The sequence below is a fragment of the Arthrobacter sp. zg-Y1110 genome, from assembly GCF_025244865.1.
Classification (GTDB): Bacteria; Actinomycetota; Actinomycetes; order Actinomycetales; family Micrococcaceae; genus Arthrobacter_B.
Map to the genome: position 1 here is coordinate 62,897 of NZ_CP104272.1, position 16,267 is coordinate 79,163.

A 16,267-nucleotide genomic window follows, 5' to 3' on the forward strand; every position below is an offset into this window, starting at 1 on the left:
TGTCCTCATGCGGTACGGTCCACGATCCGGCGGGCCAGTGACAACCCCTGGCCCAGGGACAGGTCCGGAACATAGGCCCGCGCCAGCGCGTTGGCGATGGCGGGCAGGGACGCCGGGTCCCGATAGGTCATGAACAACGGCAGGTACTCCGGGGCGAACTTGGCCTTGAAAGCCAGCAGGGACCGGAAGCCGTACACCGGTTCCAGGGTTTCGCCCAGCCGGTCCAGCAGTCGGTCCATCACGGGCGGACCCTCCCCGGGTCCGTCGTCGTCCGTCTCCGCCTCGGCACGCGCCAACGGAGCGCCGGAAAGGCTGAGGAAGGAGAACCCCTCGTCCTGGAGCGACAGTGCAGCGGAAGCAATGAGGAAGTCCATCCCCAGCCGGAAGCCGTTGCTGCGCCGGCGCATAAAATCCAGGGTCCAGCCCGCCACCGCTCCGTTGCGGTATACCGGCAGCCAGGACGTTACCGCGTGCACGGTGCCGTCCTCGTCGATGGCCAGCAGGCAGCGCACCTCCGGATCATCCAGTTCTTCCAGCCCGCCCAGCGTGAAGCCCATCTCCGGCATGTCCTTATCTGCCACCCATTCCTCCGAAATGGCGTGCAGCTGGTCCTTCACCGCCAGCGGTGCGGCGGGATAACGGGTCCACTGAGCCCGGATGCCCTGCTTGCGGGCAGAGTTCATGGCGGTGCGGATGTCCTGGAATCTCTTGCCCTTGAACTCCAGCGAGCCAAGCGGGAGGACGGTTTCCTCGGCTACCTGCAGTGAGGAAAACCCCAACCCGCTGCTGAGATCCCGCACCTGGGTACCCACGGAGTAGAAGCACGCGGTGGTGCCGTTCGCGGTGCAGAAAGCCGAGAACCCTTCCATGGCGCTGTGCAGCTCATCCCGGGGTCCCACCGGCTCTCCGACGCTCAGCGCCACCCCTAGATCCATCCGGTAGGCCACGTAGGAATTCCCGCTGGGGGAAAACCAGTAGTTGTTGCCTGCCCAGAGGGTCATCCAGGCCATGGTGCTGCCGCCGTGGGCTCGAAGCAGCGAACGGGCGCGGTCCGCATCAGCGGTTGCCGGACTGCACGGCGGAACCAGGAAGGAGCGCAGCAGCAGCACACACACCAAAACCCAGAAGACACCCCCGACCCCTTCATACAGCAGGACCGCGGGCAGGCTCTCCGGCACAAGGCGGGGAGCCCGGCTGGTCACTTCGAGGACCGGGAGGAACCGTCCGGGGAGATCCGCGGCGAGCAGCCCCGGCGTCGCGGCCGGCGAGAAACCGTTCCGGTTCACCAGACCGGCACCCAGGTAAAGCGCCGCGAGCAAAACTGCCGCCAGGGCGGAAGTGCCCGCCAACTGCCGGTAGGTGCCGGCAGGCGCTGTTACAGAGAAGAGTCCGCGGGTGAGGACCAGCAGCACCAGCACCGCCAACGGAACGGCCATGGGCAGCACCAGTGCGACAGAATTTCCGGTGCCGGGAGTCGGGATGCCCGATTCCTCCCCGGCCAATAGCCGGCCGATCCGCACTGCGGCCAGCACTGTCATGGCACCCTGCAGCAGCAGTGCGGCCACCCACGCGAAGCGGCGCCCCCGCCGCAGGCCGTCCGAAAAAACAGCCAGCAGCACCAGGGGCAGGGTGGCCAGGAAGAACGCCGCCGGACCGGCACGCAGTTGGATACGCGCGGCGACGCACTGCGCGGAGTCCGCGGCATCACCGCACACCTGGTCCAGCTCGGCCGGGGTCCTCACCTCCACGTCCGTAAACAGATACTGCAGCACCGAAAGCGGTCCCACCGCCTGGCTGCTCAAGGCGCTGATAACCGGGCCGACGGCGGAAGCCAGCACGGCCAGGGCCACCAGCACCCGGGCCTCCCGGCGGCTGCTGACCAGCCGGCGTGGAATCGACGGCCGGCGGCCCGCCAGATAGGGCCCGGCGAGTGCGCCGGCCGCGGCCGCGCCCAAAACCGTCAGAGCGGAGAAGCTTCCGCCGTAGAGCGCCAGCAGTATCAGCAACGTAAACAGGGGAACCCGCAGGCGGCGGCGCCACAGCGTCCCGAGCCGGGCACTGGCAGCAGCGGCCGCGGCTGCCAGGAAGGCCATCGGACCCACGAAGGACTCGGAGACAAGGGCACGGGACCAGTCGCCGATGGATGCGCTGGTCAGGTAGGCGAAGCCGGTGGTCAGCAGCAGCCCCGCGATTTGACCGCCGAACCCGGCCAGCAGGAACCGTCCGGTTCCCAATAGCCGCTCGCAGGGCAACCCGGCCAGCAATGCCAATAGGGTGCCGCCGAGGTAGCCGGCGGGGCCGCCCGCCCAAAAGCAGCACAAAAGCAGGGGTGCCGGATTCCCGGCCACGGTGTTCACGGAAGCAGCCGCCCAGTCCAGCAACGGTCCCTCCGGGCCGCTGCGGAGGGAGGAGGTGGACACCCCCAGGATCCAGAACAAGGCAATAAAGGTGAGGGTGGCGGGAGCCCTGCCGGCACTTCTCCGCAGGCGCCGGAGCGGCCAGCGTGCTCCGAAGCGGGGCCCCACGGGAAGTTTGCCAGGCACGGTACTGACCTCCACGGGAACAAGCCGGCGAAAGAAACTGCTGCCGGTCGCGGTGCTGCCAGTCTAGGCGCGTGCGGCAGGGCGTGGCCCGCCCGGGCACAGTCCGGCGCTTGGTAAGGTACGAATGTGTTGGCAACTTATCCATATTTCCGGGCCCCCCGCGACCAGGCGACGGCGCCCCCGGAATCATCGCCGGCACCCATCGCGCTGGCGCACCGCGGCTTTTCCCCCGACGGCTACGAAAACACGCTCTCGGCATTCCGCGCTGCCGCGGACCTTGGGATGAGCTACCTGGAAACGGATGTGCGCACCAGCCGCGACGGCATCCTGATGGCCTTCCACGACGAAACCGTGGACCGCCTTTCCGGCGGCGTGGTGGGCAAAATCAGCCAGCTCACCCGAAAGGAACTCGACGAGGTGCTGGTGGGCGGGGCGGAACGGATCCCCACCTTCGAAGAACTCCTGACCGAGTGGCCCCACATGCGGCTGAATGTAGACGTCAAGGACGCCGCCGGGGCAGCGCTGCTCGCGGCCCTGATCGAAAAACACTCCGCCCATGACCGGGTCCTGGTGGCGTCCTTCTCCGACGTCCGCCGGCTTCGCGCCCTGCGCCGGTTGGGCAAGCCGGCTGCCAGCTCCGCCGGCAGCGCCCTGACCGCTGCACTGCTTCTGCTCGCACCGCTGCGCGCAGCCCCGGTCCTCGCCCGGCTGGGCCGTTTCCAGTGCGTCCAGGTTCCGCTGCGCTTCGGCCCCGTCCCCGTGGTCACGCCGGGTTTTGTCCGCAGATGCCACCGCGCCGGAATCCAGGTCCACGTCTGGACCGTGAACGACGCGCCCACCATGAAGCGGCTGCTGGACCTCGGAGTGGACGGCATCGTTACGGACCGTTCGGACATCCTCGTGGACGTCCTCAAAGACCGCGGGCAGTGGCGGTAACGACTACTTGGACGGCCTTGTCCGTCCCAACTGGCAGGATGAGGGCATGCGTGTAGTTATTGCTCCGGACAAATTCAAAGGATCACTCAGCGCCGGGGAGGCCGCGGCAGCCATGGGTGAAGGTGTATTGGCGGTCTACCCGGATGCCGAGGTCACCGCTGTGCCGGTGGCGGACGGCGGCGAGGGGACCCTCGACGCTGCACTGATAGCAGGGGCCGAGGCCCGCACCGCCAGGGTCCGGGGACCGCTGGGGCGGGAAATCACCGCCGTCTGGGCGCTCACCGGAGATACTGCCCTGATCGAAACCGCGCGGGCCAGCGGATTGACCCTGCTGGACCCCACCCCCGAGACCGCACTAGCGGCCACCAGCTACGGCAGCGGGCAGCTGATCAGTGCGGCGCTCGATGCAGGTGCGCGCACCATCATTCTCGGAATCGGCGGCTCGGCCATGACGGACGGAGGCTCCGGCGCCTTGACGGCCCTGGGCTTGAAGATCCTTGACGACGCCGGTGCGCCGGTGCCTCCCGGGGGAGCGGCCCTGGCGCAGGCCGTGACTTTGGACGCCGCCGGCCTGGACCCCCGGCTGGCCGGCGTGGATTTGAAGATCGCCGCCGACGTAACGAACCCGCTGCTCGGCCCGGAAGGCACGGTGGCCGTGTTCAGCGGCCAGAAGGGTGCCGACTCCGCGGCGCAGGCGGTCCTCGAGGAAGCGCTGGGTAACTGGGCCGGACTGCTGAAGTCCACGACCGGCGTCGACGTCGACATTCCCGGCGCCGGTGCGGCGGGCGGCTTCCCGTCCGGGTTCCTGGCGTTCACCGAGGCGTCGCTGAACCCCGGGTTTGAACTGCTCAGTGCGTTCACCGGGCTGGACCTGGCACTCACACGCTGCGACCTGGTGCTCACCGGCGAAGGCTCACTGGATGAACAGTCCCGCTACGGCAAGGCACCCCTGGAAGTGGCGGCCCGGGCCCGTGACGCAGGCATCCCCGTGGTGGCCGTGGCGGGCCGGATCACCCTGACCCCGGACCAGTTGCAGGAGTACGGAATTGTTGCGGCCGTCAGCCTGCTGGACGTGGTCCAGCGGCCGCAGGATGCCATGGAACAGGCGGCAAAGTACGTGGCGTGGGCTACGCGCCAGGCACTGGAAGGCGCCTGATCCGGGGCCGGCCGGCGGCCTAGCCGAGCCGGCTTGGCCTGGCCCCCGCGTCCTCCTGCGGCTCGTCCGGATCCGTCCCCCGCCAGCGGGCGATCGCCTGCATGCCGTGGTAGGCAATCAACGTGGCACCGGTGCCGAGGGCAATGCCGCCGAATTCCAGCCCTCCCACTATCCAGGTGAAGTTCGCGATGGCAATGATCAGGCCCAGTCCGGCGGTGGAAAGATTGATCGGGTTGGAGAAGTTGACCCGGTTGTCCACCCAGATACGCACGCCGAGGATGCCGATCATGCCGTAGAGGACGACGCCGGCACCGCCCAGCACGCCGCCGGGCACCGTGGCGATCATGGCCCCGAATTTCGGGAACAGGCTGAGCAGGATGGCCACGATGCCGGCCACCCAGTACGCCGCCGTGGAGTACACGCGGGAGGCCGCCATCACGCCGATGTTCTCCGCGTAGGTGGTCGTGGCGGAACCGCCGCCGGAACCGGCCAGCATGGTAGCCAGGCCGTCGGCCATCAGTGCCCGGCCCGCGTACGGGTCCAGGTCGCGGCCGGTCATGGCGGCCACGGATTTCACGTGTCCAATGTTTTCGGCCACCAGTACCAGGACCACCGGAACAAAAAGGCCGATAACCGAGAAGTGGAAGGTGGGGGACATGAATTCGGGCAGCCCGATCCAGGCGGCATCGCCGATGGCCTGGAAATCCACCTCGCCCTGCAGCATGGCCGTGATGTAGCCGGCCACCACGCCGACCAGGATCGACAGCCGGCCGAGGAATCCCTTGAACAGGACCGTGGTCAGCAGGATCACCACCACGGTGACGGTGGCGGTAAGCGGCCCCTGCTCGTAGTTGTCCCGTGCCGAACCGGCCAGGTTGAGCCCGATCAGGGCCACTATGGTGCCGGTGACCACCGGCGGCATCAGGACCTGGATCCAGCGGGTGCCGGCAAGCTGCGCGGCGAGTCCGACCAGGAACAGGGCAAAGCCCGCCATGATGATGCCGCCCAGGGCCCCGCCGGGGCCGTGCTGGTTGGTGGCAGCTCCGATCGGAGCAATGAAGGCAAAGCTTGAACCCAGATAGCTGGGGACCCGTCCAGCGGTGATGATCAGGAACAGGATGGTTCCAATGCCGGAGAACAGCAGGGTGGTGGCCGGCGGAAAACCGGTCAGGAGCGGCACGAGGAAGGTGGCGCCGAACATGGCCACCACGTGCTGGGAGCCGATGCTGATGGTCCGTGGCCAGCTCAGGCGTTCCTCGGGAGCAACGTAGCTGCCCGGCCGGATGGTTTTGCCGTCTCCGTGGAGGGTCCAGTCCATACCGAATCTGCTCATGGTGGTGCCTTCCGGAGAAAGGGGGTGTCTAGGCCAAATTCTAGCGGTCCGGGATGACCGGGATGCTACGTTGCATAGGAAGAAGGCAAGGTGCAGGGCGGGACCTTGATCACAAATGGATTGGACGATGGAGCAGCATGGGCATTTCAGTTGCAGGACGCGTAGTTCTCATCACGGGCGCAGCCATGGGCATGGGCCGGCTCTACGCCGAGCGGGCCGTGCGTGAAGGCGCGGCGGCAGTGGTGCTGTGGGACCTCAACGCCGAGGCCTTGGAGGACACCGCCGCGCAGCTGCGGGAACTGGGCGCGTCGGCAATCCACCCCTACGCGGTGGATGTTGCCTCCCTGCCGGACATCACGGCCACGGCCGACCAGGTTATCCGGGAGGTAGGCGTACCGGACATCCTGGTCAACAACGCCGGGATTGTGCGCGGCAAGTACTTCTGGGAACACGCGCCGGAGGCGGACATCGACGCCGTTATGCAGGTCAACACCCTCGCCCCCATGCAGGTGACCCGCGCGTTCCTGCCCGGCATGATCGAGCGGCGCACCCCGGCCCGCATCCTGAACGTAGCCTCCGCCTCCGGCACACTGTCCGTACCGAAAATGAGTGTCTACACGGCCTCGAAATGGGCAGTCATCGGCTGGAGCGACTCGATGCGCCTGGAACTCACCGAGTCCGGCAACGGCCACGTTGCCGTCACCACCCTGATCCCCAGCTACATCAAGACCGGCATGTTCGAAGGCGCCAGGGGGCCGCTGATGACTCCGCTGATGGAACCGGAATACGTGGTGGACAAGGCGTGGGAGGCGCTCCTTGCCGGGAAGGCACGGATCCAGCTGCCGTGGACGGTGGCGCTGGGCAGTGCCCTGCGCAATGTGCTGCCCCAACCGGCCTGGGACGTGGTTGCCGGCCGCGTCTTCAAGGTCTACCAGTCCATGGACCACTTCACCGGCCGGAAACCGGTGGCTCCGGCTGACGAAACTTCCCTCAAGGAAAGCACCCAGGCATGAGCGAGATGGTCTCCGCGTTCTCTGAGTCCATCCGCGATTCCGGCACCGACCCCGCTGGTTCCCCCGCGGCAGCCCCCTCGGTACTGGCCAAGGTGCGGGAAACCTATGACTCCGGCCGCACCCGGCCGCTCGCCTGGCGCCGGCAGCAGCTCGAAGGGCTGGTCCGGCTTTTCCACGAGCGGGAACAGGAGCTGGCGGACGCCCTGGCAGCGGACCTGGGCAAAAATCCGCTCGAAAGCTACGTCACCGAGCTTTCGCTGGTGCGGGCGGAGGCGGAACACGCACTGAAGCATCTGGAGAACTGGGCCCGCAGCCGGCGGGTTTCCGTCCCGCTGGGCCTGCAGCCGGCGTCGGCCCGGACCGAGCCCCGGCCGCTGGGCGTGGTGCTGATCATCGGTCCCTGGAACTATCCCGTGCAGCTGGTCCTGGCGCCGCTGGTCGGTGCCCTCGCCGCCGGCAACGCGGCGGTCCTCAAACCCAGCGAACTGGCCCCGGCAACGTCGGCCGTGCTGGCGGACCTGCTGCCGCGCTATGTGGACCCGGAAGCCGTCGCCGTGGTCGAGGGCGGGCAGGAAGCCAGCACCGCCCTGCTGAAGGAAAAGTTCGACTCGATCTTCTTCACGGGCGGGGAGCGCGTGGGCAGGATTGTCCTGCAGGCCGCCGCCGAACACCTGACCCCGGTGACCCTGGAGCTGGGTGGGAAATCCCCGGCCGTGGTGCTGGACGGCAACTGGGCCGCCGTCGCACGCCGCCTGGTCTTCGGGAAACTGCTCAATGCCGGCCAGACCTGCGTGGCGCCGGACTACGTCCTGGTGACGGAAGAGGCAGCGCCGGCGCTGAAGAAGCACCTGGTGCGGGCGGTTGCGGAGCAGTTCGGCAAGGATCCGTCCCGGAGCAAGGACCTGGGCCGGATTGTCAACGAACAGCACTGGGAACGGCTGGTGGGGCTGCTGGACAGCGGCACGGTCCTGGCCGGCGGGCGCAGCGACCGCGGCAGCCTGTACCTGGAACCGACCATCCTCACCGACGTGGCACCGGATTCACCGGTGATGCAGGAGGAAATCTTCGGCCCCATCCTGCCGATCATCGAGGTCCGGGACCTGGCGGAGGCAATGAAATTCATTAATTCCCGTCCGGTTCCGCTGGCCGCCTATCTCTACAGCAACTCTGCGGCGGACCGGAAGACGTTCGAGGAGGGGGTGCGGGCCGGCAGCATCAACCACAACGCCAGCACCGTCCAGCTGGCCGTACCAGGCCTGCCCTTCGGCGGCGCAGGTGCCAGCGGCACCGGCGCGTACCACGGGAAATACAGCTTCGACACGTTCAGCCAGCTGCGGCCGGTCTTCACCAAGGGCACACTGCTGGACACCCTCCGGTTCGCGTACCCGCCCTACACGGGGCTGAAGAAGCGGCTCCTGCGCCGGCTGCTGTAACCCGCTGCAGAACAGATAGAAGGGGTGCACCGGCAGGTGCACCCCTTCTATTTTCGGCCTGTTTACGGCCTGTTTACGGCGGAACCTAGGAAATCACGCCGTCCACGATGGCCTTGGCCTCGGCCTGGACCTGGTGCAGGTGTTCCTCGCCCTTGAAGGACTCGGCGTAGATCTTGTACACGTCTTCCGTGCCCGAGGGGCGCGCGGCAAACCACGCGTTTTCCGTGGTCACCTTCAGGCCGCCGATGGGCGCCCCGTTGCCCGGCGCCTCGGTCAGGCGCGCGGTGATTTCCTCACCGGCCAGGGTGGTGGCGGTAACGTCCGACGGCGAGAGCTTGGCCAGCGCTGCCTTCTGCTCGCGGGTGGCGGGTGCGTCCACGCGTGCATATTCGGGATCGCCGAACTGATTGGTCAGTTCGCGGTACCGCTGGGACGGGGTCTTGCCGGTGACGGCCGTCATTTCCGAGGCCAGCAGGGCCAGCAGGATGCCGTCCTTGTCAGTGCTCCAGGGGCTGCCGTCGAGCCGGAGGAAGGAGGCGCCGGCGGATTCCTCGCCGCCGAACGCGGTTTCGCCGGAGAGCAGACCCGGCACGAACCACTTGAAGCCCACCGGCACCTCCATGAGGACCCGCCCCAGATCCGCCGTGACGCGGTCGATCATGGAGGAGGAGACAAGGGTCTTGCCCACCATGGCGTCTGCGCTCCAGCCGGAGCGGTTGCGGTACAGGTAGTCAATGGCGGTTGCCAGGAAGTGGTTCGGGTTCATCAGGCCCGCGTCCGGCGTGACAATGCCGTGCCGGTCGGCGTCGGCGTCGTTGCCCGTGGCAATGTCGTAATCCGCGGCCCGGGAAATCAGCGACGCCATGGCGTACGGCGAGGAGCAGTCCATGCGGATCTTCTCGTCCCAGTCCAGGGTCATGAAGGCCCACTGCGGGTCCACGTTGGGATTGACCACGGTCAGGTTCAGTGAGTGCCGTTCCGCGATGGCGCCCCAGTAGTCCACGGAGGCGCCGCCGAGGGGATCGGCGCCGATGTGGAGGCCGGCGCTGCGGATGGCATCCAGGTTCAGCACCGCGGGCAGGTCTTCCACATAATGCGCCAGGAAGTCATAGGTGCCCACCGAATCTGCCAGGCGTGCTTCACCCAGCGGGATGCGCCGGACCCCGTCCAGGCCGTTCTCCAGCAGCTGGTTGGCGCGGTCGGCAATCCAGTTGGTGATGTCCGATCCGGCGGGTCCGCCCGTGGGCGGGTTGTACTTGAAGCCGCCGTCCGCCGGAGGGTTGTGCGAAGGGGTGACCACAATGCCGTCAGCCTGTTCCGTGCGCGTGGAATTGTGCACCAGGATGGCATGGCTCACGGCCGGGGTGGGGGTGAATCCGTTTCGTGCGTCGATCTGCACATTTACGCCGTTGGCGGCCAGGACCTCCAGGGCGGTGTTCTGCGCCGGTTCGGACAGGGCGTGCGTGTCCTTGCCCATGAACAGCGGCCCGGTGATGCCTGCGGATGTGCGGTACTCCACGATGGCCTGGGTGATGGCGGCGATGTGCTGCTCATTGAAGGCGCCGTTGAGGGAGGAGCCGCGGTGCCCGGAGGTGCCGAAGGCCACGCGCTGGGCAACGTTGGACGGATCCGGTACGACGTCGTAATAGGCGTCCAAGAGCGCGGTGAGATCTACAAGGTCGGAAGGTTCGGCGCGTTGGCCGGCACGATTAGACATACCCCTAAGCATGCCAAAGAAACGCAGTCGGCGGCAGACGCGCCGTACACGTAGAAACGCAGGGACAGCCGTATGCTTCTAGCCGAAGCCGCGGGTGCGGCGGGGGAAGGAAGCTGATGGCCACTTCGAGTAGTTCCGTGCCGCCGCAGCGAGCATTGCCGCACGACGGCCTGCGCCGCGGCGCCCGGGCCATGATGGTTTTCTTCAACGTGCTCTACCTGTGCGCCGCACCGGTGTTCTGGTTTTTCTGGACGCAGCGCTCGGCGTTCGCACTGCCGGCCTGGGCGGAAACCGCCGCGGGTTTTGCCAGCGGACCGTTGCCGGCTTTGGCTTTCGCGGCGGCCTGGGCCGCGGCGGGGATCCTCTTCGGGCGGGACCGGCGGCAGGCCGGAGCGGACGCGTTCAATTCCGTCTGTGCACTCGGTGCCCTGGCGGCAGTAAGCGGCATGCTGGCGCTGGTCAGCGCCGGACTGGACGGCTAAGGCGACGGGCAAGGGTGCGGCGGGCGGGATGCCGGTTCCGCCCGCCGCACCTTCGCACCGGTCAGTGGCCCTTTTCCTTGTTCAGTCCCTGCGTGCCTGCCTACCAGAGCCGGGCGCTGGCCAGCCGGGCACCTTCTCCGAGCGTCTCCAGCTTGGCCGCCGCGATCTGGGGATGCACCCGGCCGCCCAGCCCGCAGTCGGTGGACGCAATGACGTTCTCGCGACCCACCAGCCGGGCGAAGCGTTCAATCCGGTCCGCCACCAGTTCCGGATGTTCCACCACGTTGGTGGCATGGGAGACCACGCCGGGAATGAGGACCTTCCCGTCCGGCAGCTTGGTATCTTCCCAGACCCGCCATTCGTGCTCATGCCGCACGTTGCCTGCCTCGAAGCTGTAGCCTCCGGCGTTAATCTGCAGCAGGGTGTCCACCAGGTGGCGGAACTCGATGTCCGTAGTGTGCGGCCCGTGCCAGGAACCCCAGCACAGGTGGAAGCGGACCTGTTCCTCGGGCAGGCCGCGCAGGGCATAGTTCAGGGCTTCGACCCGGATCTGCGTGAACTTGAGGTAGTCCGCCACCGACGGCTCGGGGTTGATCTGGTCCCAGTTCTCGGCAATCGACGGATCATCGATCTGGACGATCAGCCCGGCGTCCACGATGGCAAGGTATTCCTCCCGCATGGCATCCGCGCAGGCGTAGATGAACTCCTCCTCCGTCGCGTAGTACTCGTTGGTAATCCGCGAACAGGAGCCGGGCGAGAGCGAGGCGAGGAAACCCTCGGACAAACCTGCCTCGGCCAAACCGGACTTGAGGTTGGCAATGTCGCTGGCCACGGCGTCGTACCCCGTGTATTCCACCGGACCCGTGACCTTGGGAAAGACCTTCTGCGCCCCGGTGGTGATGCCGGAGGTTGGGTCGGTGTAGGCATCGGCGAAGCGCTGCCGGTCGCGGCGGTCCCCGAAACTGGTGAGGACAACGTTGCCGGGCTCGGAGCGGTGCGGTTCCATGTTCCAGATCCCCGTTTCGGCAACGCTCAGGCCGCCAAGCCGGGCAAACGAATAGGACCACCAGGCCCCGTAGTCGACGTTCGCGGACATCGCATGCCCGTATTCGCCGTCGTTGGGGATGTCGATGCCCGCCTGGCGCTGGCGCCGCACGAGGTCGGCGACGGCGGCCTGCAGGAGTTCGGCGTAGCCCTCCGTATCCGCGGGGTCGGTTTCACGGGCCGCGTTTGCGGCAAGCAGTTCAGGGGTCCTGGGGAGGGAACCGGCGTGGGTGGTCAAAATACGGTCAGTGCTTTTGCGCATGGCAGTGATCCTTTAGGAATCTGTGCTCTTGCCCGCACCGGATGCCCAAAAGGCGGTGCAGGCCGCTTCGTCATCCGAACCACCCGTGAAGCATGGGGTTGGTGCACGGCCAAGTCGGAGCTTGGCGGCCGTGTCTCCTGAAGCTGGGACCCATCCTAACCATGCCGCAGTGATGCAGCCAAGTATGGAACGGGACGGCAAAAAGGACGGCGGCACCGGAGTGTTCCGGTGCCGCCGTCCTTACTGAAACGCTTGGTGCCTGCCTGCCTGCTAGCGCACGCCGCCCATGAGCTTCTTGATGCCCGGCGTAGCCGCAGCCAGGGCAATGCCCAGGACGATCGCGGTAACGCCGCTGAAGGTGAAGTAGCTGACTTCGGTTGCCGGGTCGTAGAACTGTGCCAGCCAGCCCGCCAGGGTGGTGCCCAGGGAGACCGACAGGAAGAACAGTGCCACCATCTGGGTCCGGAAGACTTCCGGGGCCAGCTTGGTTGCCACGGACAGGCCGATCGGGGACAGGAACAGTTCAGCAAACGTGAACAGCAGCAGGATGCCGGCCATGGCCAGCAGCGGGGTGCTGTTCGGCGCGCCGCCGGAGAACGGAATGAAGGCCAGGAAGGCGAGGCCCATAACGGCCAGGCCCATGGCGAACTTCAGCGGGGAGGACGGCTGGCGGTCGCCCATCTTGGTCCAGACGCCGGCGAAGACGGCTGCGAAGATGATGATGAAGACCGGGTTGATGGACTGCACCCAGCTCGGCGGCATCTCCCAGCCGAAGATGCTGCGGTTCAGCGAGCTATCCGCGTACATTGCGACCACCGTGAACTGCTGCTGGAACAGGGCCCAGAAAGCAGCACTGGCAATAAACAGCGGCATGAAGGAGTACACCCGGCGGCGTTCCACCTGGCTCACCTTCTTGCTGCTGAGGATGATCACGAAGTACGCGACGGCGGCCACGATGGCGAGGATCGCCATAACCACCGCGAGGTTCTTGGCGGTCAACACTTCGAAGACAACGGCCAGCACGATGACGACCAGTGCGGCAGCCGCGATGAGGCCGACCTTCATGAACTGCTGCTTCGGCAGCGGGTTGGCTACCTCGTGGGCGGATTCGGGCAGGTTCTTGCGGGTCAACCCGTACTGGACCAGGCCGATGGCCATGCCGATGGCGGCCAGGCCGAAGCCGTAGTGGAATCCGTATTCGGTCCAGGCCAGGCCGGTCAGGATCGGGCCGATCAGGGCACCGATGTTGATGCCCATGTAGAAGATGGAGAAGCCGGCGTCGCGGCGCTGGTCCTTTTCGTCGTACAGGGTGCCGACGAGCGATGTCGCGTTGGCCTTCACACCGCCGGAGCCCAGGGCGATCAGGATCAGGCCGGCGGCCAGTCCGACGGCGCCTGGCAGGACGGCCAGGGAAATGTGGCCCAGCATGACCAGCGCGGCAGCGTAGAACAGCACTCGTTCTGCGCCGAAGACGCGGTCCGCCAGCCATGCACCGAGGATGGTGGAGAGGTATACGCCACCGCCATAGGCGCCGACCAGGGAGACGGCAATGGCTTCGTCGATGCCGAGGCCGCCGTCGGTGGTGCTGTAGTACATGTAGTACAGCAGGATGCCCTGCATGCCGTAGAAGGAGAATCGCTCCCACAGCTCAACGCTGAAGAGGTTGGCCAACATCCGGGGATGGCCGAAGAAGGTTTTACGCGCTTCTTGTACGCCTGAGGTACTGGGGGTATGGCTCACGAGGTTAATATTCCCACTCCCTCGCGGGGGTCAAGCAGCCCGAACTTAAAGAAACCGCCGGAGACTAGGCAGCTTTCCGTTGAGGTATGTTGAAGGTCACATGAAAAACGGATGATTTTGCCCGCGTTACATGCTTACGTGCCTGCATGACGCGCGGATTTGCACGGCTGCGGCGGAATTCCCTAAGCAGGCAGGGGGTTGGCATGGGTATGCCAAGCCTCAGCGTTCCCGTCTCGATCCTTGACCGTGCAAACTCCCGCGAAGGGTTTCCCGAGTCGGATGCGCTCAATGCAGTGCTTGCACGTGCCGGATCGGCAGACCGGCTGGGTTACGGGCGCTTTTGGGTTGCCGAGCACCACGCCGTGGCCGGAATTGCCGGCTCGGCCCCCGCCGTCCTGATGGCCGCCCTGGCGGCACGCACCAAAAACATCCGGATCGGCTCCGGCGGCGTGATGCTGCCGAACCACCAGCCGCTGGTCGTGGCCGAGCAGGCGGCGACGCTGCAGGCCCTGTATCCCGGCCGGATTGATCTTGGCCTGGGCCGTTCCCTCGGTTTCACTCCGGCGGTGCGGAAGGCACTGCGCGCGGGACCGGCCGAGGCAGAGGAATTCGAAGCGCAGCTGGCGGAACTGCTCGCGTATCTCGACGGCACCGCGCCGATCACCGCCCGCCCGCAGGACGGCGGACGGACGCCGGTGTTTGTGCTTGCCACCGGAGCAGGAGTGGAAATAGCAGCACGCGCCGGCCTGGGCGTCGTCCTCGGCGGCCCGGCGCTGTTCCGGCAGAACAGCGCCGGGCAGACAGGCGCGCTGGAACGGTACCGCTCCGCCTTCCGCCCCTCGGACCGTTTTCCCCGGCCCTATGTGCTGGCGGCAGCCAACGTCGCCGTGGCCGGCAGTGAAGAAGAGGCAAGGGAACTGCTGCTGCCCGAGGCGCATGCCCTGGCCGATTCCCGGACCAAGGGGGTGTTCCCCGCCCTGTCAGCAGCGCACAGCGCCGCCGAACTGTCCGGACGGCAGCAGGACCTGGTCCGCTCCACCCTTGAGGCCTCTGTCTACGGAACAGTGGAACAGGTGCACGGCAGGCTCGAGGACCTGGTGGCTTCCGCCGGTGCGGACGAGCTGCTCGTTACCGGCGGTGCCTTCGATGTCGAGGGACAGCGGGAATCCGACCGGCTGCTGGCAGGCCTCTTCTAGGTCAGTACCCCAGCTGGGCCGCCACGGCCAGCAGATCCGCTTCCGCACCGGGCCGCCCGATCAGCTGGATCCCCATGGGTAGTCCGTCCGCGGTATCCAGCACCGGCAGGGTAATCGCGGGAAGCCCGCAGACATTCACCATGGAGGTGAAAGGGGAGTACCGGCACTGCCGTGCGTAATCCTCGTCCGCCCGGTCACCGGCGCCGGCATCGTCGCTGGTGTACCAGCCGAGGGGCCGTGGCGGCATTGCCAGGGTAGGCGTCAGGATCATGTCGTAGGCGCTGTACTGCCGGATGGTCTCGGCCTCGAAGGCGCGGAGGACGTCGACGGCGGCCACCAGGTCCGCGGCACTGCGCCGAAGGGCGCGTTGACGCATGACGGCGGCCAGGTCGGTCAGCCGTTCTTCCCCGCCCGGTGCCAGAACGGCGGTGGCCAGCCCGGCCGTCCACACCACCTGGAATGCGTCCGGATACCGTTCGTCATAAACCAGGTCCGTGTCCAGCAGATCGTGGCCGGCACCGGTCAGGGCCGCGATACCGGCGTCGAGCGCCTGTACCGCCTCGGGATCAAGCCGGATCTCCAATCTGGATTCAAAGGGTGAGCGCGTGCTGATCCCGATCCGGAACCTGCCCTCGGCCCGCAGCGCGGCCTCGAGGAAGCTTCCGGTGGCGGGGGCCGCGCTGGTGGCACGGTAATTGGGTTCGTCCACCATCGCATCCAGCAGCAGTGCCGCATCCGCCGCGTTCCGGGCCAGCGGGCCGGCCACCACGAATTGCCCCAGGTCCTGCTGCCCCGAACCGGCCGGGATCCGCCCGCGGTTGGGCTTCAGCCCCACCAGTCCCGTAGCCGCCGCAGGGATGCGCACCGAGCCGCCGCCGTCGGTACCCGGCGCAAAGGGGACCAGCCCGGCGGCGACTGCGGCCGCGCTGCCGCCGGAGGATCCCCCGGGGCTGAGCCGCTGATCGCGCGGGTTCCGCGCCGGCGGACCCACCCGGTTTTCGCTGTAACTGCTGAGCCCGAATTCGGGGACCTGGGTCTTGCCGAGGCTGATCGCCCCGGCCCGGCGAAGGACGGCCGGCAGGGGCGCGTCCTCCCGGGCTATCCACGGGTCCAGGGCCGTGCTGCCCATGGTGGTGCGCACGCCGGCCACATCGGTGAGGTCCTTGTGCGCCAGCGGCATTCCGTGCAGCAGGCCCAGTTCTCCGCCACGGGCACGGTGTGCATCCGCAGCCCGCGCCTCGGCGACGGCGAGTTCCGGCGTCGGCGTGAGGAAGGCCCCCAATGCCGGGTTGAGCTCGTCGATGCGCCGCAGGTAGTGGTCCGTGGCTTCCTCCGCCCCGAGCCCGCCGGAGGCCAGGGCATCCCGGAGTTCGACGGCGGTCATCTCGTGGGGAGCGGGCATAGCGTGCCTT

Annotated in this window: 12 protein-coding genes and 1 riboswitch; of the genes, 6 read left to right on the forward strand and 6 right to left on the reverse strand. The window is 67.2% G+C overall.

The genetic code is table 11. The features are described from left to right. Nucleotides 1-5: 5 nt before the first annotated feature. Entirely contained in the window at nucleotides 6-2,543 is a 2,538-nt protein-coding gene (locus tag N2K99_RS00325) for a bifunctional lysylphosphatidylglycerol flippase/synthetase MprF (protein WP_227932640.1), read from the reverse strand. Between the two features lie 126 nt (nucleotides 2,544-2,669). Here N2K99_RS00325 and N2K99_RS00330 point away from each other — a divergent pair, with 126 nt between their 5' ends. Both N2K99_RS00330 and N2K99_RS00335 read left to right on the forward strand, forming a co-directional pair. Next, entirely contained in the window at nucleotides 2,670-3,479 is an 810-nt protein-coding gene (locus tag N2K99_RS00330) for a glycerophosphodiester phosphodiesterase family protein (RefSeq protein WP_374200013.1), read from the forward strand. A 46-nt stretch (nucleotides 3,480-3,525) separates the two neighbouring features. Further along, complete coding sequence (locus N2K99_RS00335; RefSeq protein WP_227932638.1) at nucleotides 3,526-4,635, forward strand: glycerate kinase; 1,110 nt, start codon at nucleotides 3,526-3,528, stop codon at nucleotides 4,633-4,635. Nucleotides 4,636-4,654: 19 nt separating this feature from the next. On the opposite strand, the gene N2K99_RS00340 is transcribed toward N2K99_RS00335, so the two are convergent. Further along, nucleotides 4,655-5,968 (reverse strand): uracil-xanthine permease family protein, encoded by a 1,314-nt coding sequence (locus N2K99_RS00340; RefSeq protein WP_227920550.1) that lies wholly within the window; start codon nucleotides 5,966-5,968, stop codon nucleotides 4,655-4,657. A 137-nt stretch (nucleotides 5,969-6,105) separates the two neighbouring features. On the opposite strand from N2K99_RS00340, the gene N2K99_RS00345 reads away from it, so the two are divergent. Next, nucleotides 6,106-6,981 (forward strand): SDR family oxidoreductase, encoded by an 876-nt coding sequence (locus N2K99_RS00345; RefSeq protein ID WP_227932637.1) that lies wholly within the window; start codon nucleotides 6,106-6,108, stop codon nucleotides 6,979-6,981. Next, nucleotides 6,978-8,414, forward strand: a complete 1,437-nt coding sequence (locus N2K99_RS00350) for an aldehyde dehydrogenase family protein (RefSeq protein WP_227932636.1) — start codon at nucleotides 6,978-6,980, stop codon at nucleotides 8,412-8,414. The genes N2K99_RS00345 and N2K99_RS00350 overlap by 4 nt, the downstream gene beginning before the upstream one ends. Before the next feature lie 85 nt (nucleotides 8,415-8,499). Here N2K99_RS00350 and pgm read toward each other — a convergent pair whose 3' ends face one another. Further along, nucleotides 8,500-10,131 carry a phosphoglucomutase (alpha-D-glucose-1,6-bisphosphate-dependent) gene (gene pgm, locus N2K99_RS00355; protein WP_227920556.1) on the reverse strand — a complete coding sequence of 544 codons (1,632 nt, stop codon included), beginning with the start codon at nucleotides 10,129-10,131 and terminating at the stop codon, nucleotides 8,500-8,502. Between the two features lie 116 nt (nucleotides 10,132-10,247). On the opposite strand from pgm, the gene N2K99_RS00360 reads away from it, so the two are divergent. Beyond that, nucleotides 10,248-10,613 carry a hypothetical protein gene (locus tag N2K99_RS00360; RefSeq protein ID WP_227920559.1) on the forward strand — a complete coding sequence of 122 codons (366 nt, stop codon included), beginning with the start codon at nucleotides 10,248-10,250 and terminating at the stop codon, nucleotides 10,611-10,613. A 100-nt stretch (nucleotides 10,614-10,713) separates the two neighbouring features. Here N2K99_RS00360 and N2K99_RS00365 read toward each other — a convergent pair whose 3' ends face one another. Next, entirely contained in the window at nucleotides 10,714-11,919 is a 1,206-nt protein-coding gene (locus tag N2K99_RS00365) for a cobalamin-independent methionine synthase II family protein (RefSeq protein ID WP_227920561.1), read from the reverse strand. Nucleotides 11,920-11,938: 19 nt separating this feature from the next. Beyond that, nucleotides 11,939-12,062: riboswitch (SAM riboswitch) on the reverse strand. A 127-nt stretch (nucleotides 12,063-12,189) separates the two neighbouring features. Then, the gene (locus N2K99_RS00370) at nucleotides 12,190-13,593 is read right to left on the reverse strand and encodes a peptide MFS transporter (protein ID WP_231709295.1); all 1,404 of its coding nucleotides are present in this window, start codon (nucleotides 13,591-13,593) and stop codon (nucleotides 12,190-12,192) included. A 269-nt stretch (nucleotides 13,594-13,862) separates the two neighbouring features. Between N2K99_RS00370 and N2K99_RS00375 the strand changes: the two genes are divergently transcribed. After that, nucleotides 13,863-14,855: an MsnO8 family LLM class oxidoreductase gene (locus N2K99_RS00375; RefSeq protein ID WP_227932635.1), complete on the forward strand. Its 993-nt coding sequence runs from the start codon at nucleotides 13,863-13,865 to the stop codon at nucleotides 14,853-14,855. Between the two features lies 1 nt (nucleotide 14,856). Here N2K99_RS00375 and N2K99_RS00380 read toward each other — a convergent pair whose 3' ends face one another. Beyond that, nucleotides 14,857-16,257, reverse strand: coding sequence for an amidase (locus N2K99_RS00380; RefSeq protein WP_227932634.1), 1,401 nt, complete (start codon nucleotides 16,255-16,257; stop codon nucleotides 14,857-14,859). Nucleotides 16,258-16,267 lie beyond the last annotated feature (10 nt).